General features: G+C 75.2%; 25 protein-coding genes and 1 riboswitch. Of the genes, 6 read left to right on the top strand and 19 right to left on the bottom strand.

The annotated features are described in order from the left end of the window. Window positions 1-6: 6 nt before the first annotated feature. From WJX68_RS10515 to WJX68_RS10505, 3 genes are all read right to left on the bottom strand, one after another. Window positions 7-1,302 (bottom strand): deoxyguanosinetriphosphate triphosphohydrolase, encoded by a 1,296-nt coding sequence (locus WJX68_RS10515; RefSeq protein ID WP_340288840.1) that lies wholly within the window; start codon window positions 1,300-1,302, stop codon window positions 7-9. Then, the gene (locus WJX68_RS10510) at window positions 1,299-1,916 is read right to left on the bottom strand and encodes a YdcF family protein (RefSeq protein ID WP_340289290.1); all 618 of its coding nucleotides are present in this window, start codon (window positions 1,914-1,916) and stop codon (window positions 1,299-1,301) included. Before WJX68_RS10510 ends, WJX68_RS10515 begins: the two co-directional genes overlap by 4 nt. Before the next feature lie 95 nt (window positions 1,917-2,011). Next, on the bottom strand, window positions 2,012-3,055 hold the full coding sequence (locus WJX68_RS10505; RefSeq protein WP_340288838.1) for an XdhC family protein: 1,044 nt from the start codon (window positions 3,053-3,055) through the stop codon (window positions 2,012-2,014). Window positions 3,056-3,386: 331 nt separating this feature from the next. Between WJX68_RS10505 and WJX68_RS10500 the strand changes: the two genes are divergently transcribed. From WJX68_RS10500 to WJX68_RS10490, 3 genes are all read left to right on the top strand, one after another. Beyond that, on the top strand, window positions 3,387-4,793 hold the full coding sequence (locus WJX68_RS10500) for a hemolysin family protein (protein WP_340288835.1): 1,407 nt from the start codon (window positions 3,387-3,389) through the stop codon (window positions 4,791-4,793). Then, window positions 4,790-5,782, top strand: coding sequence for a CNNM domain-containing protein (locus WJX68_RS10495; RefSeq protein WP_340288832.1), 993 nt, complete (start codon window positions 4,790-4,792; stop codon window positions 5,780-5,782). Before WJX68_RS10500 ends, WJX68_RS10495 begins: the two co-directional genes overlap by 4 nt. A gap of 86 nt (window positions 5,783-5,868) precedes the next feature. Continuing rightward, window positions 5,869-6,069 carry a hypothetical protein gene (locus WJX68_RS10490; protein WP_340288829.1) on the top strand — a complete coding sequence of 67 codons (201 nt, stop codon included), beginning with the start codon at window positions 5,869-5,871 and terminating at the stop codon, window positions 6,067-6,069. 60 nt (window positions 6,070-6,129) lie between these two features. On the opposite strand, the gene WJX68_RS10485 is transcribed toward WJX68_RS10490, so the two are convergent. Continuing rightward, window positions 6,130-7,536 carry a glycine--tRNA ligase gene (locus tag WJX68_RS10485; RefSeq protein WP_340288826.1) on the bottom strand — a complete coding sequence of 469 codons (1,407 nt, stop codon included), beginning with the start codon at window positions 7,534-7,536 and terminating at the stop codon, window positions 6,130-6,132. Window positions 7,537-7,593: 57 nt separating this feature from the next. Further along, the gene (locus WJX68_RS10480) at window positions 7,594-7,965 is read right to left on the bottom strand and encodes an antibiotic biosynthesis monooxygenase (RefSeq protein WP_340288823.1); all 372 of its coding nucleotides are present in this window, start codon (window positions 7,963-7,965) and stop codon (window positions 7,594-7,596) included. Between the two features lie 105 nt (window positions 7,966-8,070). Between WJX68_RS10480 and WJX68_RS10475 the strand changes: the two genes are divergently transcribed. Next, window positions 8,071-8,448, top strand: coding sequence for an ArsR/SmtB family transcription factor (locus WJX68_RS10475; protein ID WP_340288820.1), 378 nt, complete (start codon window positions 8,071-8,073; stop codon window positions 8,446-8,448). Continuing rightward, the gene (locus WJX68_RS10470) at window positions 8,445-8,873 is read left to right on the top strand and encodes a Fur family transcriptional regulator (RefSeq protein WP_340288817.1); all 429 of its coding nucleotides are present in this window, start codon (window positions 8,445-8,447) and stop codon (window positions 8,871-8,873) included. Before WJX68_RS10475 ends, WJX68_RS10470 begins: the two co-directional genes overlap by 4 nt. Before the next feature lie 6 nt (window positions 8,874-8,879). Here the strand turns inward: WJX68_RS10470 and WJX68_RS10465 are convergent, their stop codons facing one another. Beyond that, window positions 8,880-10,229: an aminotransferase class V-fold PLP-dependent enzyme gene (locus WJX68_RS10465; RefSeq protein ID WP_340288814.1), complete on the bottom strand. Its 1,350-nt coding sequence runs from the start codon at window positions 10,227-10,229 to the stop codon at window positions 8,880-8,882. 44 nt (window positions 10,230-10,273) lie between these two features. Further along, window positions 10,274-10,387: riboswitch (SAM riboswitch) on the bottom strand. Window positions 10,388-10,478: 91 nt separating this feature from the next. Here WJX68_RS10465 and WJX68_RS10460 point away from each other — a divergent pair. After that, a complete protein-coding gene (locus tag WJX68_RS10460; RefSeq protein WP_340288811.1) occupies window positions 10,479-11,108 on the top strand; it encodes a hypothetical protein in 630 nt (209 codons plus the stop codon). 64 nt (window positions 11,109-11,172) lie between these two features. On the opposite strand, the gene WJX68_RS10455 is transcribed toward WJX68_RS10460, so the two are convergent. The 13 genes from WJX68_RS10455 to hrcA form a co-directional block, all read right to left on the bottom strand. Beyond that, on the bottom strand, window positions 11,173-11,565 hold the full coding sequence (locus WJX68_RS10455) for a hypothetical protein (RefSeq protein WP_340289287.1): 393 nt from the start codon (window positions 11,563-11,565) through the stop codon (window positions 11,173-11,175). Between the two features lie 20 nt (window positions 11,566-11,585). Then, window positions 11,586-12,368, bottom strand: a complete 783-nt coding sequence (locus WJX68_RS10450; protein WP_340288808.1) for an isoprenyl transferase — start codon at window positions 12,366-12,368, stop codon at window positions 11,586-11,588. Between the two features lie 11 nt (window positions 12,369-12,379). Beyond that, a complete protein-coding gene (locus WJX68_RS10445; RefSeq protein ID WP_340288806.1) occupies window positions 12,380-12,793 on the bottom strand; it encodes a hypothetical protein in 414 nt (137 codons plus the stop codon). A 190-nt stretch (window positions 12,794-12,983) separates the two neighbouring features. Further along, on the bottom strand, window positions 12,984-13,811 hold the full coding sequence (recO, locus tag WJX68_RS10440; protein ID WP_340288803.1) for a DNA repair protein RecO: 828 nt from the start codon (window positions 13,809-13,811) through the stop codon (window positions 12,984-12,986). A gap of 9 nt (window positions 13,812-13,820) precedes the next feature. Further along, on the bottom strand, window positions 13,821-14,729 hold the full coding sequence (gene era, locus WJX68_RS10435) for a GTPase Era (protein WP_340288800.1): 909 nt from the start codon (window positions 14,727-14,729) through the stop codon (window positions 13,821-13,823). After that, complete coding sequence (gene lhgO / locus WJX68_RS10430; RefSeq protein WP_340288797.1) at window positions 14,726-15,958, bottom strand: L-2-hydroxyglutarate oxidase; 1,233 nt, start codon at window positions 15,956-15,958, stop codon at window positions 14,726-14,728. Before lhgO ends, era begins: the two co-directional genes overlap by 4 nt. A 124-nt stretch (window positions 15,959-16,082) precedes the next feature. After that, a complete protein-coding gene (locus WJX68_RS10425) occupies window positions 16,083-17,501 on the bottom strand; it encodes a hemolysin family protein (RefSeq protein WP_340288794.1) in 1,419 nt (472 codons plus the stop codon). A 38-nt stretch (window positions 17,502-17,539) separates the two neighbouring features. Continuing rightward, a complete protein-coding gene (gene ybeY / locus WJX68_RS10420) occupies window positions 17,540-18,085 on the bottom strand; it encodes an rRNA maturation RNase YbeY (protein ID WP_340288791.1) in 546 nt (181 codons plus the stop codon). Between the two features lie 105 nt (window positions 18,086-18,190). Next, the gene (locus tag WJX68_RS10415) at window positions 18,191-19,291 is read right to left on the bottom strand and encodes a PhoH family protein (RefSeq protein ID WP_422785691.1); all 1,101 of its coding nucleotides are present in this window, start codon (window positions 19,289-19,291) and stop codon (window positions 18,191-18,193) included. 94 nt (window positions 19,292-19,385) lie between these two features. Then, window positions 19,386-20,297: an alpha/beta hydrolase family protein gene (locus WJX68_RS10410; RefSeq protein WP_340288788.1), complete on the bottom strand. Its 912-nt coding sequence runs from the start codon at window positions 20,295-20,297 to the stop codon at window positions 19,386-19,388. Window positions 20,298-20,381: 84 nt separating this feature from the next. Then, a complete protein-coding gene (locus WJX68_RS10405; RefSeq protein WP_340288785.1) occupies window positions 20,382-21,137 on the bottom strand; it encodes a 16S rRNA (uracil(1498)-N(3))-methyltransferase in 756 nt (251 codons plus the stop codon). 4 nt (window positions 21,138-21,141) lie between these two features. After that, window positions 21,142-22,308: a molecular chaperone DnaJ gene (dnaJ, locus tag WJX68_RS10400; RefSeq protein ID WP_340288782.1), complete on the bottom strand. Its 1,167-nt coding sequence runs from the start codon at window positions 22,306-22,308 to the stop codon at window positions 21,142-21,144. 48 nt (window positions 22,309-22,356) lie between these two features. Then, window positions 22,357-23,376 carry a heat-inducible transcriptional repressor HrcA gene (gene hrcA, locus WJX68_RS10395; protein WP_340288779.1) on the bottom strand — a complete coding sequence of 340 codons (1,020 nt, stop codon included), beginning with the start codon at window positions 23,374-23,376 and terminating at the stop codon, window positions 22,357-22,359. Window positions 23,377-23,452 lie beyond the last annotated feature (76 nt).

Below are 23,452 nucleotides of genomic sequence, written 5' to 3'. Positions count from 1 at the left end.
TCCGGGTCAGTCGCGGCAGAGGGACCGGTGCCAGGCGTGCGCCGCCGCGTCGGTGAGCGAGGCGACCTGGTCGAGCACGACCCGCAGCCGGGCCCGGTCGTCGGGCGCGGCGGCCCAGTCCTCCGCGCGCGCCGGGTCCAGCGCGCCGGGGCCCCGCGCGCACAACGCGGCGACCAGGTCGTGGAGCAGGTCGCGCTGGCCGGACTGCATCGCCAGGCGTCGCGGGTCACTCATCACGTAGCGGGTGGCGAGCGCCTTGAGCACCACGACCTCGGCGGCCGCGCCGCCCGGCACGACGAGGTCGGCGCGGTGGCGGGCGAGCGGGGCGTCGCCGTACGCGTCGAGGGTGGCGTCGGTGGCGGCCAGGGCGAAGCGCCCGACCAGCTCGGAGGTCATCCGCTTCATCGCGACCAGGTCGTCCCCGGCGGCGGTGCGGACGTCGAAGCCGCGCACCGCCCGCACCACGGGCAGCGCGTCGAGCCGGGCGGCGGCCTCGGCGCAGGCCCCCTCGTCCGCGCCGAAGCGCAGCGCCGCCTCCGTCGCGAGCGCCGCCCGCTCCCCCGGCGACGACAGCACGGCCAGGTCCATCCGGCCGGCCAGCACGGCGTCCTCGACGTCGTGCACCGAGTAGGCGACGTCGTCGGCCCAGTCCATGACCTGGGCCTCCATGCTGCGCACCCCCGGCCGCGCGCCCGCACGCACCCACTCCAGCGCGGGCAGGTCGTCGGCGTAGGCGCCGAACTTGCGCTCGGCGCCGCGGCGCGGCCAGGGGTACTTGGTGGCGGCGTCGAGCGTCGCCCGGGTGAGGTTGAGCCCGCCGGGGCCGCGGCCGTCGCCGGAGCGGGCCTTCGGCTCCAGGCGGGTGAGGATGCGCAGTGTCTGGGCGTTGCCCTCGAACCCGCCGCACTCGGCCCCCGCGACGTCGAGGGCGCGCTCGCCGTTGTGCCCGAACGGCGGGTGGCCGATGTCGTGGGCCAGCCCGGCGGCGTCGACGACGTCGGGGTCCAGGCCCAGCTCCTCGGCGATCCCGCGCCCGATCTGCGCGACCTCCAGCGAGTGGGTCAGCCGGGTCCGCGGGATGCCGCTGACCTCCGCGCCCTCCCCCGGGCCGACGACCTGGGTCTTGCCGGCGAGGCGGCGCAGCGCCGCGGAGTGCAGGACCCGCGCCCGGTCGCGCGAGTAGGGGCTGCGCCGCTCGACGCGTCCGCGCTCCCCCAGCCCGGACCCCTTCGGGGCCTCGGGGTGGCGGCGCTCGGCGTCGGCGGCGGTGTACCCGGTGCCGGGGAGCTCCAGGGTGCTCATCCCAGACCGGAGCTCGCGGTGTCGACCGAGGCGTGGGTCAGCTCGTAGAACAGCAGGGCGCCGGTCTCGCGGTAGATGTAGCGCAGCTGCGTCTCCCGGGTCTGCACGATCGGCCCGCTGCGGGTCGGCGAGGTCCACGCGGACAGCCCGGCGTCGCGGGCCATCGTGCGTGCCCGCAGGCTGTGCCACGGGTCGGAGACGAGCAGCGCCGAGGACCAGCCCTGCTCCTGCGCGGTCGCCGCGACCGCCTCCAGGCTGCCGAGGGTGTCGGCACCGCGCGGGACGGCCTCCACCGCCGAGGCGGGCACCCCCTGCTCGACCAGCCAGTCGCGGCTGGCCTCGGCCTCGGTGTAGCGGTCCCCGGTCCGGCCGCCGCCGACGGTGACGATCCGCGGGGCCACCCCGTCGCGCCAGAGCTGCTCGGCGTGCTTGAGCCGGGCGGCCAGCACCGCGCTGGGCTCGCCGTTGTACTGGGCGGCGCCGAGCACGACGACCGCGTCGCTGGGCCGCTGGTCGTCGACCCGGGCGACCTGCCAGACGCGCAGCGCCGTGACGCCGACGACCGCGACGAGCATGACCAGGCCGCCGACGACCAGCCGGGCCCCCCAGGTCATCCCGGTGCGCACCGGACGGCGCACGGTCCGCCCCGGCGACGGGGCGCGCGGGGCGGGCGGGGCGCCGCCGAGGCCGCGCCGCGAGGAGGGGGCGCTCATCCGCCGATCCGCCCGGTCGAGGCGGCCAGCGCCGAGGCCGAGCGCCCGGCCCGCAGCGCGACGACCTGCGCGACGATCGACACCGCCGTCTCGGCCGGGGTGCGGGCGCCGAGGTCGAGCCCGACCGGGCCGTGCACCTGCTCCAGGTCGGCCTCGGTCACCCCGGCGGCGAGCAGCCGCTCGCGGCGCGCGGCCTGGGTGCGCCGCGAGCCCAGCGCGCCGAGGAAGCCGCGCCCGTGGGCCAGTCCCTCGCGCAGCACCTCGTCGAAGCCGGGGTCGTGGTCGAGCAGGACCAACACGTCGGCGTCGGTGAAGTCCGCGACGGCGGAGCGGGCGTCCGGCAGGGTGGTGACGGTGCGCGCGGTCCAGCCGAGCAGCCCGGCCTGGGCGTGCAGCGCGGCGCCGAGCGCGCCCTCGCCGACCACCAGCACCGACGGGACCGGGACCAGCACGTCCACCAGCACCCGGACGCCGTCGACCTCGATCTGCTCGGTCGCGGTGGCGCCGCGGCGCAGCAGCGCGCGGGCCTGCTCGGCGGCGGCCGCGGTGGCCGGTCCGAGGTCACCGTGCTCCCGCTCCAGCCCGGGGCCGGTGAGCACCAGGGCCGCGCCGCCGTCGACGACCGCCAGCAGGGCCGCCGGGCGCCCCGCCTCCAGCGCCTCGCCCAGCGCGGCCGCGGCCGCGGCGGCCAGCGGGTGGGCGTGCAGCGTCGCGCCACCGGCGCAGGCCAGGCCGGCGGCGAGGGCCGGGGTCTCGGCGACGTGGGCCTCCCGCACGGCCGCGGTGCCGGACGCGGCCTGCACCGCCAGCGGGTGCGCCGCGTCGTCCAGGGCGCCGAGGTAGAGCTCGCCGGCCACCTCGCCGGTCGTGGTGGCGGCGACCAGCTGACCGGACTCGACGGAGCCGAAGCCGTGCCGGTCGAGCACCCGCACGATGCCGGTGCCGGCACCGGCACCCGCCCACCGGCGCAGGGCCGCACCCAGGTCACGACGGGGATCGGCCGGTCGCCGGGCCGCTGGGGAGGTCGCGGAGGTGGTCACGGTCGCCAGGGTAGCGACGCTCACCGACAACGTGGACGGTGTGGCCGCCACGACCCGGACGACCGGCACCCCCTCGTTGCGCCGCACACCGGTACCGCCGTTCGGGGCATCACACCGTGACCGGGGCGACGCACCCGGCGGGGAACCGTACGATTCCGGCACGCGTTGGAACCCTCGAACGCCCATCAGACCGCGAGTCAGGAGTCATGGACCCCACCTGCAGTCCGCGCGCCGTCCGTCCCCGTGACGGTCGGCGACCCCGCACCGCCCCCGTCCCCGTCCGCGCCGTGACCGCACCGGCCGGACCCGAGACCCGGGCGGTGACGCTCCGGTGATCGGCACGATCCTCGGTATCGGCCTGGGCATCCTGGTGGTCCTCGTGATCACCGCCCTGACCGGCTACTTCGTGGCCCAGGAGTTCGGCTACATGGCCGTGGACCGGTCCCGCCTCAAGGCACGCGCGGCCGACGGCGACGCCGGCGCGGCCCGCGCCCTCGACATCACCCGCCGCACGTCGTTCATGCTCTCCGGCGCCCAGCTCGGCATCACCGTCACCGGCCTGCTGGTCGGTTACGTCGCCGAGCCGCTGATCGGCAACGGCATCGGCGAGCTGCTCGGCCTGGTGGACGTGCCGAGCGGTGTCGGCATCGCGGTCGGCACCGCGATCGCGCTGCTGTTCGCCACCGTCGTGCAGATGGTCTTCGGCGAGCTGTTCCCGAAGAACCTGGCCATCGCCCGGCCGGAGCCGGTCGCGCGCTGGCTGGCGCTGTCGACGAAGACCTACCTGGCCCTGTTCGGCTGGATCATCCGGATCTTCGACGCCGCCTCGAACGCGCTGCTCAAGGCGCTGCGGATCGAGCCGGTGCACGACGTCGAGCACTCGGCCACCCCGCGCGACCTCGAGGCGATCATCGACGACTCGAAGGACTCCGGGGACCTGGCGCCGGAGCTGGCGACCCTGCTGGACCGCGCCGTGGACTTCACCGACCGCACCGCGCGGGCGGCGATGATCCCGCGCCCGCGCGTGTCCTGGGTGCGCGACGACGCGACCGTCGAGAGCCTGATCGGGCAGATGGCCGCGGCGCACTCGCGCTACCCGGTGCTGGGCGTCCCGCCGGACGCCGCGGACCCCGACACCGCCCTGGAGCTGGTCGGCGTCGTCTGCCTGAAGGACGTGCTGGCGCTGGCCGAGCGGCTCGACGGGCGGACCTTCGCCGACGTGCGCGTGTCCGAGCTGATGCGCAGCCCGGTGCTCGTGCCGTCGTCGCTGCCGCTGCCTCAGGTCCTCGCCCGGCTGCGCGAGGAGGACGAGGAGCTCGCCTGCGTGCTCGACGAGTACGGCGGCCTCGCCGGCGTCATCACCGTCGAGGACATCGCCGAGGAGCTCGTCGGGGAGATCACCGACGAGCACGACCAGGCCGGGACCGACCAGGCCCGCCAGTCCGACGACGGCTGGGTCGTCCCCGGCGACCGGCACGTCGACGAGGTCGGCCGGCTCATCGACGCCGAGCTGCCCGAGGGCGACTACCAGACCGTCGGCGGCCTGGTGATGGCCGAGCTGCAGCGCCTGCCCCGGACCGGCGACGCGGTGTCGGTCGTCATCCCCGGCGACGACCCGGACGACGAGGCCCGCACCCTGCGGCTCACCGTCCGGGAGGTCGACCGCCGCGTGCCGTCCGCGGTCCACCTGCTGTGGGCCGCCGCCGACGCCGACCAGGACCAGGAGGTGCGCGCGTGAGCGCGTTCGAGATCATCGCGTCGGTCGCGCTCGTCGCGCTGAGCGCGTTCTTCGTCGCGGTCGAGTTCGCCCTCGTCGCCGCCCGCAACTACCGGCTCGAGGAGGCCGCGCAGACCTCGGCGTCGGCGCGGGCCGCGCTGCGCAGCGCGAAGGACATCTCGCTGCTGCTCGCCGGCTCCCAGCTGGGCATCACGCTGTGCGTGCTCGGCCTGGGCGCGATCACCAAGCCCGCCGTGGACTATGCCCTGAACCCGGTGCTGCTGGACTGGGGGCTGCCCGCCGGAGTCGCCGGCGTCCTGTCCTTCGTGGTGTCGCTGATCGTCGTCACGTTCCTGCACCTGGTCGTGGGCGAGATGGCGCCGAAGTCCTGGGCGATCTCGCACCCGGAGCGGTCGGCGATCATGCTGGCCATCCCGATGCGGGCGTTCATGATCGTCGCCCGGCCGCTGCTGCTGCTGCTCAACGGCGCCGCCAACCGCTGCCTGCGGCTGTGCGGGGTCGAGCCGGTGGACGAGATGGCCTCCGGCCGCAACGCCGAGGACCTGCGGGAGCTGGTCGACTTCTCGGCGCGCTCCGGGGACCTGGACCAGCAGCGCCGTGACCAGCTGGTCGCCGCGCTGGAGCTGGAGCGCACCCCGGTGCGCGAGCTGGCCCACGAGCCGTCGGCGGTCGCCGCGGACGACGACGTGGCCGCCGTGCAGGACACCGCGCGCCGGACCGGGCACCTGCGGCTGCTCGTGCGCGACGGCGCGGACCCCGTCGGGTACGTGCACGTGCGCGACACGATGACCCGCGAGCCCGCCACCCGGGCCCGCGACGTCATGCGGCCCGTGCTGACGCTGCCCGCGGACACCCCGTACCACGCGGCGGTCAACACGATGCGCGACGAGCGCGCCCACCTGGCACTCGTCGCCGGTGACGACGGCGCCCCGGTCGGCATCGTCACGCTGTCCGAGCTCGTCGAACGGCTGCTGCCCGAACCGGTGTAAGTCCTCCCCCGGACCGGGTACCCGAGCGGCGCCCGGCCCGGGGCGGCACCAGACTGGCCGCCTCCCGTCCACTCCCGGAGGTTGTCATGTCCGCTCCGACGCTGCGTCCCGCCGACCTCGACGAGGCCGCGCTGGCGAAGCTCCAGCAGCTGGAGTCCCGCATCGGCGGGCCGCTCGTGGCCTACCGGCCCGAGTCGCCGTACGCGGCGCTGTCCGACGACCAGCTCGAGGAGCTGCGCCGGACCGAGACCGAGCTGGGCGTGCAGCTGCTCGCCTACCGGCCCTGAGACGACCGGCGCCCCGCCCGGGGGTCCCGGGCGGGGCGCCGCGTCACGTGCCGGAGCGGCTCAGCAGCCGAGCAGGCGGGTCGCGAGGTAGGTCTCGACCTGGTCCAGGGCGACGCGCTCCTGGGCCATCGTGTCGCGCTCGCGGATGGTCACGGCCTGGTCGGTGAGGGTGTCGAAGTCGACGGTGATGCAGAACGGCGTGCCGATCTCGTCCTGGCGGCGGTAGCGGCGGCCGATGGCGCCTGCGTCGTCGAAGTCGACGTTCCAGTTCCGGCGCAGCTGCGCCGCGAGGTCGCGCGCCTTCGGCGACAGGTCGGCGTTGCGCGACAGCGGCAGCACCGCGGCCTTGACCGGCGCGAGCCGGCGGTCGAGCTTCAGCACGACGCGCTTGTCGACGCCGCCCTTGGCGTTGGGCGCCTCGTCCTCGGTGTAGGCCTCGATGAGGAAGGCCATCATCGAGCGACCGACTCCGGCGGCGGGCTCGATGACGTAGGGCTTGTAGCGGGTGTCGCTGGCCTGGTCGTAGAACGACAGGTCCACGCCCGAGTGGTTCGAGTGCGTGGTCAGGTCGAAGTCGGTCCGGTTCGCGATGCCCTCGAGCTCGCCCCACTCCTGGCCGGTGAAGTTGAACCGGTACTCGATGTCGACGGTGCGCTTCGAGTAGTGGGAGAGCTTCTCCTTGGGGTGCTCGTACTGGCGCAGGTTCTCCGGGTCGATGCCCAGGTCGGTGTACCAGCGGGTGCGCTCGTCGATCCAGTACTGGTGGATCTCCTCGTCGCTGCCGGGCTCGACGAAGTACTCCATCTCCATCTGCTCGAACTCGCGGGTCCGGAAGATGAAGTTGCCCGGGGTGATCTCGTTGCGGAAGCTCTTGCCGATCTGGCCGATGCCGAACGGCGGCTTCTTGCGCGAGGTCGTCTGCACGTTGAGGAAGTTGACGAAGATGCCCTGCGCGGTCTCCGGGCGCAGGTAGGCCATGCCCTCCTCGGACTCCACCGGCCCGAGGAACGTCTTCAGCATCATGTTGAACTCGCGCGGCGCGGTGAACTGGCCGCGGGTGCCGCAGTTCGGGCAGGGCACCTCGGACAGGTCGTTCGGGTCGGCCTGCTCCGGGTCGCGGCCCTTGCGCTCGGCGAACTCCTCGGCCAGCTGGTCGGCGCGGTAGCGCTTGTGGCACGAGGTGCACTCGACCAGCGGGTCGGTGAACGCGTTGACGTGCCCGGACGCGACCCAGGTCTGGCGGGGCAGGATGACCGAGGAGTCCAGGCCGACGACGTCGTCGCGGCCGGTCACCATGGTCTTCCACCACTGGCGCTTGATGTTGTCCTTCAGCTCGACGCCGAGGGGCCCGTAGTCCCACGCCGACCGGGTACCGCCGTAGATCTCACCGGAGGCGAAGACGAATCCGCGCCGCTTGGTCAGCGCGACGATGGTCTCGATCTTGGCGGAGGTGGGCTTGCTGGCCACTGCGGTACTCCAGGGACGTGGAACGGAACGACCCCCGGACACCGGGGGTGCCCCAGATTACCGACCCGCCACCGATCCCCCGTCGCCGCCCACCGGGCCCCCGGCCAGCAGGCTCGGGTGGTGCACCGCGGCGGCGCCGGGGGCGGCGGACAGGAGGGTCTCGTGGGTCTGCTCCACCGTGGTGTCGGCCTCGGCCAGCAGGGGGTGCACGTGCTCGCGGATCTCGAAGGGCCCCAGGGCGCGGCGGTAGGCGTCGACGGAGTCGAACCGGACGGTCAGCACCCACTGCCCCGCGTCCTCGATCGCGCGGCCCGCCTCGCCCCCGCGACAGCCGGGACGCGCGGCGAGCAGCTCCAGCGCGCGGGCGGCGCGGGCGGTGAACGCGTCGGCGTCGGAGGGGGACACGCGGAACCGGCAGACCAGCAGCACGCGGCGACGATAACGAACACGCCTACCATGTCGGGAGCGGCCGGCACGGCACAGCAGCGCCGGGGGGTGTGGCCGCCGCCCCCGGGGGACGGGACGGTCAACCAGATGTCTGCCGCAGCTCAGACCACGCACGCGCAGGGGAGCGACCGGCACGGGGCCGACGACCACCCGCCCGCGCCCGAGCCGGGCCCCACCCGCGACCCCCGCACCCTCGCCGCCGCCGGGGACCTGCTGCGGGCGCTGGCGGCACCGGTCCGGATCGCGATCGTGCTGCAGCTGCTGGAACACTCGCGGTGCGTGCACGATCTCGTCGACGCACTCGGTGTCACCCAGCCGCTGATCAGCCAGCACCTGCGGGTGCTGAAGGCCGCCGGGGTGGTCGAGGGCGAACGCAAGGGCCGTGAGGTGCTGTACTCGCTGGTGGACGACCACCTGGCGCACATCGTCGTGGACGCCGTGGCCCACGTGGAGGAGGAGACGTGACCGAGACGACGGCCGAGCGGTCCACCGCCGGGCCGCGAGGCATCCGCGCCACCCGGCAGCGGGCCGCGGTGACCGCGCTGCTGGACCGGCTGGAGGACTTCCGCTCCGCGCAGGAGATCCACGAGGAGCTGCGCCGCGGCGGTGAGGGAATCGGGCTGACCACGGTCTACCGCACCCTGCAGACCCTCGCCGACGGCGGCGAGGTCGACGTACTGCGGACCGCGTCCGGCGAGGCCGTCTACCGGCGCTGCGAGACCGAGCACCACCACCATCACCTGGTGTGCCGCCGGTGCGGCGCCGCCGTCGAGATCGAGGGCCCGGCCGTCGAGTCGTGGACCGAGTCGGTCGCGCAGAAGCACGGCTTCACCGAGGTGTCCCACACCCTGGAGATCTTCGGCGTCTGCGGGCGCTGCTCGGCCGCCTGACCCGTCTCAGTCCCCGCAGCCGGGCACGGCGGCGGGCTCGGCGCCGCGGGCGAACGGGTCGGCCGGACGCGGGTCGGGCGTGGGCGCCCAGCGGCCGTCGACCAGGGCGTAGGTCCAGCCGGGTCCGCGCCGTGCGAGCGCGTGCAGCGCCGTGACGAGGCGGTCGACGTCGTCGGTGGTGGTGCGCAGCCCGAGCGAGGCCCGGACGGCGTCACGCCCGCCGGTGAGCCGCTCCAGCAGCGGGTGGGCGCAGAACCGGCCGTCGCGCACGCCGATGCCGTGCTCGGCCGACAGCGCCGCCGCGACGAGCCCCGCGGGCAGCTCCCCCAGCGTGAACGACACCGTCGCGGTGCGGTCGGCCGCGTCGTCGAAGCACGACAGCACGCGCAGGCCCGGCACCGTCGCCAGACCGGCGTGCAGCCGGGCCGCGAGCGCGCGCTCGTGCGCCGGGACGGCGTCGTCGACCAGCTCGTCGAGGACGCGGCAGGCGGCACCCAGCGCGGCGGCGCCGAGCACGTTCGGGGTGCCGCCCTCGTGCCGCTGCGGCGCGGGCAGCCACGCGGTGGCGGTGGCGCCGTCGTGCACGGCCACCGACCGGACCGCTCCCCCGCCCGCGACGTGCGGCTCGGCCGCGTCGAGCCAGTCGCGGCGCCCGACCAGCGCCCCGGCGCCCCACGGCGCGTACAGCTTGTGCCCGGACAGCGCGACGTAGTCGGCGTCCCAGCCGGCCAGGTCGACGCGGCGGTGCGGGGCCAGCTGGGCGGCGTCGACGCACAGCCGGGCGCCCGCGGCGTGCGCGATCGCGGCGATCTCGGCGACCGGCAGCAGCTCGCCGGTCACGTTCGACGCCCCCGTGACGGCGACGAGCGCGGCGTCCGGACGGGCGGCCAGCTCGGCGCGCAGCGCGTCGAGGGTGCCGGCCACCGTCGTCGCGGCGCGCACCACGCGGTGCTCGCGGCCGCGCCAGGCCAGCAGCGTCGCGTGGTGCTCCAGGTCCAGGGTCACCACCGGGCCGGGGACGGCGCGGGCGAGCAGGCCGAGCGCGTCGGTGGTGTTGCGGGTGAACACGACCGTGTCGCCGCCGCGGGCGCGGACGAAGCGGGCGACGTCGGCGCGGGCGTTCTCGACGAGCGCGGTGCAGACCTTCGAGGTCCAGCCGGCGCCGCGGTGCACGCTGCCGTGGTACGGCAGCACCTGCGCGACGTGCGCGGCGACCGGCTCCAGCGCCGGTGCGGAGGCCGCGGAGTCGAGGTCGCAGTAGCGGACCCACCCGCCGTCGACGAGCGGGACGGTCAGCTCCGCCCCGACGACGCGGGGCAGCGCGTGCTGGACGGGGCGCGACAGGGCGAGGGTCATGATCCGGCCTCCGGCGGGATCTCGGGGACCCGGCACTCGGCCCGGATCCGCGCTTGCCGCCCACGGGATCGCGGCGGCCCGGTCATCACCCGGGGCACCCCACCGCGGAGGAGGGTTGCCGCCCAGCGAGCCGGGGCTTCGCGCTGGAACTCGTGACCTTCGCCGGTGAAGGTAGCAGGGCGTCTCAGATCGCGACACCGTGAGCAGCGCCACTCGGGATAGCGTCGCGGGGTGGAGGTGAGGTCGACGATGACCGACACGCACGAGGCACCCGGCACCGTCCGGCGGATCGACGTCCCGGAGTCCGGGGAGCTGGCCCAGCTCGCCGCCGTCTTCGACGATCTGCAGTACGTGCTGCGCTGCTGCGAGCACCTGGTGACCGCGCTGGGCGGGCCCGAGTCCGGGCCGGTCCGGGTGGACGCCGACCCCGCGCTGGTCGAGGCGTTGTGGACGGGGGCGGTGGTCGGCTACGTCCGCTGCTTCTCCGGGCGCACGAAGGTACTGACCCGCGAGGACCTGGCCTCACTGGAGCTCGAGGGGGACGTGAGCGGCTTCCACGACATGGTCTCGACGCTGCGCGACCACTACGCGTCGCGGCACGTCAACCCGCGCGAGTCCTACTCGATCGGCGTGGCCCAGTCCAACGACGGGACCCCGCGCGGGATCGCCGTCGTCTCGACGCCGCGCCCGCTGGTCGACGAGACCACCGTGCGGCTGCTCGGCCGGGTCGCCTACGCGCTGTCCGGGCTGGTCGACGCGCGGATGACGAAGGCGCAGAACGACGTGCTCGGCGTCGCCCACGCGATGACCCCGGGCACGCTCGCCGCGCTGCCGGTGGTGCACCTGCACGACGAGCAGGACGCCGCCGGGGCGGGGTGACCCGCCGTCGCCGGGCCCGGGCGGCCGTCCGACGGGGACGGCCCCCGGCCGGTCGCGGCGGCGCTCAGCCCCCGACCAGCTCGGCGCGCATGCTCGACGCCGAGGACACCACCAGCATCAGCAGCGTGCCCATCGGCCCCTGGGCGAGCCCGGCGGCGGGGAACGCGTAGCGCAGCGTCACGTCCCAGCCGCGCTCCCCGCGCACCACGCGCGGCGTCCCGAACAGGCCCTCCCCGACGCCGAGGCCGACCCGCCGGGGCACGTCCTCGGCGGGGTCGTCGCCCTCGGGCAGGTCCCAGGCGACCACGCAGGTCAGGTTGAGGACGGGCAGCCCGTCCTCCAGCTCGGTGCCCTGCACCACGCACAGGACCCCGCCGTGGGCGAAGGTGAGCGCGCCGTCGTCGTCGACGGTGACGTCGTGGAACCGCTCCAGCGCACCCCGGGCGGTGGCGAGCATCCGGGTGATGACCTCGCCGGTCACGAGCCCGCCCCCGCCGCGTCCACGGCTCCGCCGAAGCGCCGGTCCCGGCGGGCGTAGATCTCGACGGCCTGCCAGATGTGGCGCCGGTCGAAGTCGGGGAACAGCGTGTCCAGGAAGACCATCTCGGCGTAGGCGCTCTGCCACAGCAGGAAGTTCGACGTCCGCTGCTCGCCCGAGGAACGCACGAACAGGTCGACGTCGGGCATGTCGGGCTCGTCGAGGTGGCGCGCCAGCATCCGCTCGTCGATCTTGTCGGGGTTGATCCGGCCCTCGGCGGCGAGCCGCGCGATCTGCCGGACCGAGTCCACGATCTCCGCGCGGCCGCCGTAGTTCACGCACATGGTCAGGTCGAGCACGTCGTTGCCGCGGGTCCGCTCCTCCGCGATCTCCAGCTCCTTGATCACCGAGCGCCACAGCCGGGGGCGGCGCCCGGCCCAGCGCACGCGCACGCCCATCGCGTCCATCTCGTCGACGCGGCGGCGGATCACGTCGCGGTTGAAGCCCATGAGGAACCGGACCTCGTCCGGGCTGCGCCGCCAGTTCTCGGTGGAGAACGCGTACGCCGACAGCCAGCGCACGCCCATGTCGATGCACCCGCGCGCGACGTCCATCAGCGACGCCTCGCCGCGCTTGTGCCCCTCGGTGCGGGGCAGGCCGCGGGCGTTGGCCCAGCGGCCGTTGCCGTCCATCACGAGTGCGATGTGGCGCGGCACCAGGGCCGGCGGGATCGCCGGGGGCCGCGCACCGGACGGGTGCGGCGCGGGGGGCTGGAACGGCACGTCCGCCGACTCTACGGAAGGCCCGGCGGGCCCGGCCGGTCGCGGTGCTCCTCGGGCCACGCGGGGACGTCCGGGTCCTCGAGACGCTCGATCGTCTCGCGCAGGGCGCGCATCCCGCGGTGCCCGCGCACCCGGTCGGCCTCCGACAGCGGGTCGGACTCGTCGGGCCGGATGACGGGCAGCATCGGGATGGCGGGCCAGGCGCCGTCCTCGGTGCGGGCGCGGACCTGGCGCATCGCGCGGGTCGGGCCGTCCTGCGGGGACTCGGGCAGCAGCTCGGTCCGGACGGGCAGCTGCTGGGTCGGCGGGACCGGGATCCGCTGCGTCGCGGCCGGCAGCCGGCTCGTGCGCCCGGCGGAGTCGCGCCGGTCGGACCGGTCGGTCCGTCCGGCACCGTCCGGCGGCGGGTTGTGGGGTCGGGTCACGACTACCTCTCCGACGGGGCTGGGGTCCCCTCGATCACAGGAGCGTAACGAGACCGTCCGGCGGGTTGCCCACCCGAGCCGACCTTCACCCGGTGGAGTCGGCGGACGACGGCCGGGACGCGACCGGCGGCAGCCGGGTGGTCCCGGTCACGTCCACGTCGACCGCTCGACGGGACGGGCGGTCGGCCGGTCAGGGCGCCGTCGCACCGCCGGATCCCCTGTCGGGCACGGTGTCCGGAGCCGGGCCCGGCGCGGGGTCGGCCCCGGCGGCCGGGCGGTTGCGGGACCGCCGGTCCACCAGCGGCAGCGAGCGCAGCTGCCGTTCCAGGTGCCACTGCAGGTGCGCCGCGACCAGGCCGCTGGCCTCGCGGCGCGACGGCGTCGCGGAGCCGTCGGCGGTGTCCCAGTCCCCGTGCAGCAGCGCCGAGAGCAGCGCGACCGTCTCCGGCGCGGGGGTGACCGAGCCGGGCGGGCGGCAGCGCGGGCACACCATGCCGCCGCCGGCGACGGTGAACGCGCGGTGCGGGCCGGGCGCGGCGCACCGGGCGCACTCCACCAGCGACGGCGCCCACCCGGCGTGGCTCATCGCCCGCAGCAGGAACGCGTCGAGCACCAGGGCGGGCTCGCGGGCGCCGTCGGCCAGCGCCCGGGTCGCGCCGAGCAGCAGCAGGTAGACCCGCAGGCTCGGCTCGCCCTCCTCGGACACCAGCCGGTCCGCGGTCTCCAGGATCGCGCAGCCGCACGAGTACGCCGACCAGTCCGCGACGATCGCCGGGGCGAACGCGTCCACGGTCTGGGCCTGGGTGACCACGTCGAGCGTGCGGCCGGTGTAGCACTGGACGTCGACGTGGTTGAACGGCTCCAGCCGCGCCCCCCAGCGCGACCGGGTGCGGCGCACGCCCTTGGCCACCACCCGGATCTTGCCGTGCCCGCGGGTCAGCATCGTGACGATCCGGTCGGCCTCGCCCAGCTTCTGCACCCGGAGCACGATCCCGGTGTCGCGGTAGAGCTGGGGCATCCCCCGAGTCTAGAAGCCCAGCTTGCGCAGCTGCTTGGGATCCCGCTGCCAGTCCTCGGCGATCTTCACGTGCAGGTCGAGGTGCACCCGGGTGCCGAGCAGCTTCTCGATCTGGCGCCGGGCGTCGGTCCCGACCTGCTTGAGCCGGGCCCCGCCCCGGCCGATGACGATCCCCTTCTGGCTGGACCGCTCGACGTAGATGATCGCGTAGATCTCGAGCAGGTCCTTCTTCTCGATCGTCTCCTCGACGACGACGGCGATCGAGTGCGGCAGCTCGTCGCGCACGCCCTCCAGCGCGGCCTCCCGCACCAGCTCGGCGACGAGCACGTCCTCCGGCTCGTCGGTGAGGTCGCCGTCCGGGTACAGCTGCGGGCCCTCGGGCAGCAGCCCGACCAGCAGGTCCGCCAGCAGCTGCACCTGGAACCCCGACTGCGCCGAGGTCGGGACGACCTCCGCGAAGTCCATCAGCTCCGACACCTCGGTGAGCCGCTCGACGACCTGCTCGGGCCGCGCGAGGTCGGTCTTGGTGACGACGGCGACGACCGGGGTGTGCGCGGCGACCTTGCGTAGCTCGGAGGCGATGAACCGGTCGCCCTTGCCGACCTTCTCGTTCGCCGGCACGCAGAACCCGACGACGTCGACCTCGGACCAGGTCTCGCGGACCAGCTCGTTGAGCCGCGAGCCGAGCAGCGTCCGCGGGCGGTGCAGGCCGGGCGTGTCGACCAGCACGATCTGGGCGTCGGGCCGGTGCACGATGCCGCGGATCGCGTGCCGGGTGGTCTGCGGGCGCGACGAGGTGATCGCGATCTTCGACCCGACCAGCGCGTTGGTCAGCGTCGACTTGCCCGCGTTGGGCCGCCCGACGAAGCAGGCGAACCCGGACCGGAAGCCGTCCGCCGGGCCCCCGGGGCCGGTCACGCCGCCCCCAGCCGGGCGAGGATCTCGCGGCCGATCGGCAGCGCGGCCGTCGCCGCCGGGGACGGGGCGTTGAGCACGTGCAGGATCGAGCCCGGGCGGCCCGCGCCGTCCGGCCCGGCCTGGTCGAGGAACAGGAAGTCGTCGACCAGGGTGCCGTCGGGCTTGACCGCCTGGGCCCGGACCCCGGCGCCGGCCGGGTGCAGGTCCGCGGCGGTGACGTCGGGCAGCATCCGCTGGATCTGGCGGACCATCGCCCGCGTGGACAGCGACCGCTGCACCTCGCCGATGCCGTAGCGCCAGTGCGTGCGGGCGACCCGCAGCATCCCCGGGTAGGTGAGGGTGCCGAGGAGCTCCTTCGGCTTGATCGTGCGCCAGTCGTAGCCCTCGCGGGCGAGCGCGAGCACCGCGTTCGGGCCGGCGTGGACGTGGCCGTCGATCCCGCGGGTGGCGTGCACCCCCAGGAACGGGAACGCCGGGTCGGGCACCGGGTAGATCAGCCCGCGGACCAGCGACGCGGCCCGCTCGGAGAACCCGGAGTACTCCCCGCGGAACGGCACGATCCGCACGCCGGGGTCGGCCCCGGCCAGGCGTGCCAGCTCGTCGCAGCGCAGGCCGCCGCACACGACGGCGCGGGTGCCGAGCAGGTCGCCGCGGGTGGTGCGCACGACGACGTCGGACGGGCGGCGCGCGAAGCCGGTGACGGTGCGGCCCAGGTGGACCTCCCCGCCGTTCTTCTCCACCAGCTCGCCGAGCTTCTCCGCGACGAGGCGGTAGTCGCAGATGCCGGTCGAGGGCACCCACAGCGCGGCGAGGCCGCGGACGTCGGGCTCGTACTCCCGGATGCCGTGCTCGTCGAGGCGGTGGTTCTCCACGCCGTTCGCCGCCCCGCGGCGGGCCAGCTCGTCGAGGCGCGGCAGCTCCTCGGGCCCGGTCGCGACGACGAGCTTGCCGCACACCTGGTGGGGCAGGTCGTGCTCGCGGCAGAACGCGACGGTCTCGGCGCACCCGGCGACGGCCAGGCGCGCCTTGTAGCCGCCCGGCGCGTAGTACAGCCCGGAGTGGATCACGTTGGAGTTGTTGCCGGTCTGGTGGTTCGCGAGCCGCTGCTCGCGCTCGACGACGGCCACGCTCAGGCCGCTGCGGGTGGCGGCGTAGGCGGTGGCGAGGCCGACGATCCCGCCGCCGACGACGACCAGGTCGTAGCGCGGCGTCGCGGGCAGCCCGGTCATCGGGCTCGCTCCACGGGGACGGTCGTGCGGGCCATCGTTCCTCCTCGGGCCCGCCGCCGGTCGGCGGGGACCCCTCGTCTCGTCCGCCCCCCGTGTCGCGGGGACGGTGTGCGGTCGGTGCCGGTCAGCGTCGTTCCGCGCCGGCGTGTTCGGTCGGGTCGCCCGCCGCGGAGTCCGGGACGTCGGACTCCTCGGTGCGGGCGCGGTCCTGCTCGGGCGCGGTGTCGCCGGCCGGCTCCAGCGGGCTGACCAGCACCGCGGTGATGCGGACCCGGCCGCGGGCGTCCTTGCCGCCCTCGCCCTGCAGGCGCAGCAGGTCGTCGAGCTCCGCGGTGGCGCCGGGCAGCGGCACCTTCCCCAGCCGCTGGGCGAGCAGCCCGCCGACCGTGTCGACGTCGGCGGCCTCCAGCGCCTCGTGCAGCTCGTCCTCGCGGGGGGTGCCGCGGAAGCGGCCGGCGAACAGCTCCTCGAGGTCCTCGACGGGGAGCCGGGCGGAGACCCGGAAGGCGCCGTCGGCGGCCTCGGCGACCTCGGGCACCTCCTCGCTGTCGTACTCGTCGGTGATCTCCCCGACGATCTCCTCGAGGATGTCCTCGATCGTCACGACGCCGGCGGTGCCGCCGTACTCGTCGACGACGACGGCCATGTGGTTGCGGGTGCGCTGCATCTCGCGCATGAGGTCGTCGCTGCGCTTGGAGTCCGGCACGAACGCGGCCGGGCGCAGGATGTCGAGCAGCGCGACCTGGCGCTCGCCGCGCCGCGCCTCCTCCCGGGCCCGCACGAGGTCCTTGAGGTACGCGACGCCGATGACGTCGTCGATGCCCTCGCCGAGCACCGGGATCCGCGAGTAGCCGCTCTTCAGCGCGAGCCGCAGGACCTTCTCCACCGGGGTGTCGCGCTCGGTCCAGATCAGGTCCGGCCGCGGCACCATGATGTCGCGGACCGGGGTCTCCCCCAGCTCGAACACCGAGTGGATCATCTTGCGCTCGCCCTCGTCGACGACGCCGCGGTTGCTGGCCATGTCGACGAGCTCACGCAGCTCGACCTCGGTGGAGAACGGGCCGTCGCGGAAGCCGGGGCCCGGGGTGATCGCGTTGCCGAGCAGGATCAGCAGGGTCGCCAGCGGCGACAGGACGGTGCCGATCGCCCGGATCGGGGCGGCGAGCAGCAGCCCGATCCGGTACGGGTGCTGGCGGCCCAGCGTGCGCGGGCCGACGCCGATCAGGACGTAGCTGGCCAGCACCATGATCACGCCGGTGAGGACGAGGCCGATCCAGGTCGCGGAGAACAGCGGGGCGAGCGCGAGCGCCAGGAGGATGACCGCGACGGTCTCGCAGGTGACCCGCAGCAGCATGAGCAGGTTGACGTGCCGGGGCCGGTCGGCGACGACGGCCGCCAGCGCCCTGCCCCCGGCCCGGCCGGCGCGGACGACGGCGTCGACCCGGGCCCGCGAGATCGACATGAGGGCGGAGTCGGCGGCGGCGAACACCCCCGCCAGCAGCACGAGCAGGACCGTCGCGACGATCAGCCAGACGGTGGTCACTTCTGCTCCTCAGGAGAACGTGTCTGTCGGGATGCCGGTCACCGGCCGGGCTCGTCCTCGAACCCGGCCGCGCCGAGCAGGCGGTCGTCGCTGCGCTTCTGGGCGTCGCGCGCGCGCTCGCGGGCGCGGTCCTCGCGCCAGGCCTTGAGCAGCCGGTTCTGCAGCGCGAACATCTCGCGCTCGTCGTCGGGCTCGAGGTGGTCGTAGCCCAGCAGGTGCAGGATGCCGTGCACGGTCAGCAGGTGCAGCTCGTCGGCCAGGGTCTGGCCGGCCTTGCGGGCCTGCTCCCGGGCGAAGGCCGGGCACAGCACGACGTCGCCGAGCAGGGCCGGGCCCAGGTCGGGCGCGTCGGGACGGCGGGTGTCCTCGGTGAGGGAGTCCATCGGGAACGCCATGACGTCGGTCGGGCCGGGCTCGTCCATCCAGCGGACGTGCAGCTCCTCCATCGCGTCCAGACCGACCGCGGTGATCGCCAGCTCGGCGGCCGGGCTCACCTTCATCGCGTCCAGCGCGTACCGGGCGACGGACACGATCTGCGCCTCGTCGATCGTGATCCCGGACTCGTTGACGACCTCGATGCTCACGCCGCCGCTGCCCCGCCCCTGCTCGTCGTCACTGCGTCCGTCCTGTGGAGGGGCCAGCGTAGACGCCGGACACCGGCGGTCCGGGCGCCACCCGCCCGCCGCCCCTCACCGGCGCCGGTTGCCGCGGCCGACCGGGCCGTTGCGGGGCGCGCCGTTGCCGACCGCCGCCGCGCGCCGCTCGGACGCGGCGTCGAACCGGGCGTAGGCGTCGACGATGTCGGACACCAGCCGGTGACGGACGACGTCGGCGGAGTCGAGCCGCGAGAAGTGCACGTCCTCGACGCCGTCGAGGATGTCCTGCACGACGGCCAGCCCGGACCGCGCGCTGCCCGGCAGGTCGACCTGGGTGATGTCGCCGGTCACCACGATCCGCGAGCCGAAGCCGAGGCGGGTGAGGAACATCTTCATCTGCTCGGGCGTGGTGTTCTGCGCCTCGTCGAGGATGATGAACGCGTCGTTGAGCGTGCGGCCGCGCATGTAGGCCAGCGGCGCGACCTCGATCGTCCCGGCCGCCATCAGCTTGGGGATGGACTCGGGGTCGATCATGTCGTGCAGCGCGTCGTAGAGCGGGCGCAGGTACGGGTCGATCTTCTCGAACAGGGTGCCGGGCAGGTACCCCAGCCGCTCCCCCGCCTCGACGGCCGGGCGGGTCAGGATGATCCGGTTGACCTGCTTGGCCTGCAGCGCCTGCACCGCCTTGGCCATGGCCAGGTACGTCTTGCCGGTACCGGCGGGCCCGATGCCGAAGACGATCGTGGAGGCGTCGATGGCGTCGACGTAGCGCTTCTGGTTGAGCGTCTTGGGCCGGATCGTCTTGCCGCGGCGCGACAGGATGTCCAGGCTCAGGACCTCGGCCGGGGACTCGCCGAGGCGCTCGTCGGCGGCGTTCTCCGCGGACAGCATCTGCACGGTGCGCCGCACGGTGTCCGCGCCCACCAGCTGCCCGCGCCCGGCGAGGGTGATGAGCTCGGTGAACACGCGCTCGGCGAACGCGACGTCGCCCGGGTCGCCGGACAGGGTCAGCTCGTTGCCGCGGACGTGGACGTCGGCGGTCAGCTCCTCCTCGGCGGCGCGCAGGCTGTCGTCGCGCGAGCCGAGCAGGGCGAGCAGGGCGGTGTCCGGCACGGTCATCCTCGACCGGACGGTCCCGCCCGGTGCTGCGTCGGACCGCAGGTGGGGGGTGGGGCCGGGTTCGGTGCCGGTCAAGAGTGTGTTCGCCTGCCTCGTACGTCGGGTGTCCGGACTGCGCCGATGGTACCGGTGCGACGCGGCGCGGCACCCGCCGATTCCGCCCCCGGCGTCACACGGGGGTGCTCAGCCGTTCGACGGCGGCCAGCGCCGCCGCCCATCCCGGGTGTGCGACGTCGATGAGCTGCTGGTGGGTGGCGCCCTCGACCCGCACCAGCTCCGACCGGTCCCCCGCGGCGACGGCGGCGGTCACGAAGTCCTCGCTCTGCTCCAGCGGGACGACCTCGTCGGCGGTGCCGTGCACGCACACCGACGGCACGCCCAGCGGCAGCGCCTCGGCCGGGCTGGTCGCGCGGTACCGGGCCGGGTCGCTCGACGGGGTGGCCGCGACCAGGTCGGCGACGGCGCCGTCGCCGAGCAGCGTCGCGCCGGCCAGGTCGAGCACCCCGGCCAGCGACACCACGCCCGCCGGGCGCACCACCGGCGCGGCCCCCGGCTCGCCGGCCGCCAGCCCGGCCCGCATCGCCAGCCAGGCGGCGAGGTGCCCGCCCGCGGAGTGCCCGAGCACCACCAGGCGCCGCAGGTCGATGCGGGTGGAGCGCAGCGACGCGAGGTGGTCGGCGGCCATCGCGACGTCGTCGAACGTCGAGGGCCAGCCGCCGCCCGCGCCGACCTTGCGGTACTCCACGTTCCACACGACGAACCCCGCCGCGACGAGCGCGTCCGCGACCGGGCGCATGATCGTCAGGTCGGTCCCGGCCCGCCAGAAGCCGCCGTGCAGCACGACCACCGTCCCGCGCGGGAGGTCGCGGGTGCGGGGGAAGGTGAGCTCGCCGAACTGGTCGGGCTGGCCGCCGTAGGCCATCCGCTCGGTCTGCGGGACCGTCCGGTCGCGCGTCGGGCGCGGCGCGGCCGGGGCGGCGCCGCCGCCGCAGGCCGCCAGCAGCGGGGTCGCGGCGAGGCCGGTCAGCAGGGTTCCGAACGTGCGGCGCCCGAAGCGGGGAGCGTGGTCGCTGTCACACACGCGCCGGATGATGACAGCCCCACGCCGTCCCCGACGACCGTTTCGCCGGATCGTGACCCGCCGGAGGGCCGGGGGCGGGCGGCGTCAGCGGGCCCAGCGGCCGGTGCGCACCGCGAGCGCGCCGAGCGCGACGCAGGCCGCGGTGGAGGCGCGCAGCACCTCCGGCCCCATCCGCACCGGCACGGCGCCGGCGTCGGCGAGGCGGGCGAGCTCGGCGTCGTCGACGCCGCCCTCCGGCCCGACGGCCAGCAGCACCTCCCCGGCCGCGGGCAGCGCGACGGTCGCGAGGTCCTCGGTCGCGGACTCGTGCAGCACCAGCGCGACGTCGGCGGCGGCGACGCGGGCGGCGAGCCCGGCGGTCGTCACCGGCTCGCCGACCTCGGGCTGCCAGGGGCGGCGGGCCTGCTTGGCGGCCTCGCGCACGGTCGAGCGCCAGCGCTCCAGGGCCTTCGCGCCGCGCGGACCGTCGTCCCAGCGGGTGACGCAGCGGGCGGCCCGCCAGGGCAGGAACCCGTCGGCGCCGGCCTCGGTCGCGGTCTCCACGGCGAGCTCGCCGCGGTCGCCCTTCACCAGCGCCTGTGCGACGACGACCCGCACCGCGGGTGCGGGCACCCGGGTCACCTCGTGCAGCCGCACGGTCAGCGCGTCGCGCCCGGCGGCGCCGGTGACCTCGGCGCGGGCGAGCCCGCCGTGGCCGTCGGAGAGCACCAGGGCCTCCCCCGCGCGCAGCCGGCGCACCGTGGCGGCGTGGCGGCCCTCCGGGCCGTCGAGCACCGTCTCGGCGCCCGGGCCCGGGAGGGCGGCGACGTCGTCGACCAGGAACAGCGGCGCCGTCGTCACCGGGTCAGCGCCCGGACCAGCTGTCGCGCAGCTTGGAGAACAGACCGTGCCCGTTGCGCGAGCCGCCGACGAGGTCGGGCTGCTCCTCGCCGCGCAGCTCCGCGAGCCGGCGCAGCAGGTCGGTCTGCTCCTTGTCCAGCCGCGTCGGCACCGACACCTCGACGTGCACGAGCAGGTCGCCGTGGCCGTCGATGCGCCCGGTGGAGCGCAGCCGCGGCATGCCCTTCCCGCGCAGGGTGCGCACGGTGCCGTGCTGGGTGCCGGGCTCGACGTCGATGTCGATGACGGTGCCGTCGAGCAGCGGCAGCGGCAGCGTGGTGCCCAGCGCCGCGGCGGTCATCGGCAGCGGGAGCGTGCAGTGCAGGTCCGCGCCGTCGCGGGTGAAGACCTCGTGCGGGGCCTCCTCCACCTCGACGTACAGGTCGCCGGCCGGGCCGCCGCCCGCGCCGACCTCGCCCTGGCCCGCGAGCCGCACCCGCATGCCCTCGGCGACCCCGGCCGGGATCTTGACCGACACGGTGCGCCGGGACCGGACGCGGCCGTCGCCCGCGCACTGGCGGCACGGGTCGGGGATGACCTCGCCGAACCCGCGGCAGGTCGGGCAGGGCCGCGCGGTGACGACCTGCCCGAGGAACGAGCGCTGCACGCTCTGGATCTCCCCGGAGCCGCCGCAGGTGTCGCACGCGGTGGGGTGGGTGCCGTCGGCACAGCCGGAGCCCTGGCACTGGGTGCACAGCACCGCGGTGTCGACGGTGAGGTCGCGCTGCACGCCGGCGGCGCAGTCCTCCAGCGTCAGCTCCATCCGGATCAGCGCGTCGGCGCCGGGCTGGACCCGGCTGCGCGGACCGCGCCCGCGCCCGCCCGCGGCGGTGCCGCCGAAGAACGCGTCCATGATGTCGCTGAACCCGCCGAAGCCGCCGAACGGGTCGCCACCGCTTGCGCCGCCTCCGCGGGCGTCGAGCGGATCCCCGCCGAGGTCGACGACCCGGCGCTTCTCCGGGTCGGTCAGGACCTCGTAGGCCGCGCTGACCTCGCGGAAACGCTCCTGCGCGCCCGGGTCGGGGTTGACGTCCGGGTGCAGCTCACGGGCGAGCTTGCGGTACGCCCGCTTGATCTCCGCGGCGTCGGCGCCGCGCTCGACGCCCAGGATCCCGTAGTAGTCGCGTGCCACCTGGCTCTTTTCCTCGATGAAGTGTACGTACAGGGAACGGAGGAAGTCCTACCGACCGGTCAGGATCTCACCCACGTACCGGGCGACGGCATGCACCGCCGAGATGGTGCCGGGGTAGTCCATCCGGGTCGGCCCGACGACACCCATCCCGCCCAGCGGGGTACCCGTTCCGTACCCGACCGTCACCACCGACGCGGTGCGCAGGTCCTCGGCCTCGTTCTCCTCACCGATCCGGACCGTGACCAGCCCGGAGTCCTGCGACGCGGCGAGCAGCCGCATGACCACGACCTGCTCCTCCAGCGCCTCGAGCACCTGGCGCAGCGAGCCGGGGAAGTCGGCGTGGCTGCGGGTCAGGTTGGCCGTGCCGCCGAGCACCATCCGTTCCTCGGGGTGCTCGACGAGCGTCTCGATCAGCACCGTCGCGACGTGCAGCAGGGGGGTGCGCAGGTCGTCGGGCGCGGAGTCGGGCAGCTCGGCCACGGCGGCGGAGGCCTCGGCGAGCTTGCGCCCGTTCAGCGCGTTGCCGAGTATCTCGCGCAGCCGTGAGACCTCCGTCTCACCGAGGACCTCGCCGAGGTCGACGACGCGCTGGTCCACCCGGCCGGAGTCGGTGATCAGCACGAGCATCAGCCGGGCCGGGGTGAGCTGCACGACCTCGAGGTGGCGCACCGTGGAGCGGGTCAGCGTGGGGTACTGGACGACGGCGACCTGCCGGGTCAGCTGGGCCAGCAGCCGCACCGAGCGGCGCAGCACGTCGTCGAGGTCGACCGCGCCGTCCAGGAACGTCTGCACGGCGCGCTTCTCCGCCGACGACAGCGGCTTGACCTGCGAGATCCGGTCGACGAACTGCCGGTAGCCCTTGTCGGTGGGGATGCGGCCCGCGCTGGTGTGCGGCTGGGCGATCAGCCCGTCCTCCTCCAGCACGGCCATGTCGTTGCGCACGGTCGCGCTGGACACGCCGAGGTTGTGCCGGTCGACGATGGCCCGCGACCCCACGGGCTCCTGGGTCGAGACGTAGTCGGCGACGATGGCCCGCAGCACGGCGAACCGTCGCTCGTCGGCGTTCACTCCCGATGCACCTCCCCCGGTGTGCTCGGACCCAGTCTAGGCGTCGCCGCCGGGGCGCGGCCCCGGTGCGCGCCGT

This window comes from Pseudonocardia spirodelae (genome assembly GCF_037727765.1).
In the GTDB taxonomy this organism is placed as follows: domain Bacteria; phylum Actinomycetota; class Actinomycetes; order Mycobacteriales; family Pseudonocardiaceae; genus Pseudonocardia; species Pseudonocardia spirodelae.
Note: the sequence above shows the minus strand (reverse complement) of the source record. Positions and strands in the feature narration are given on the sequence as shown.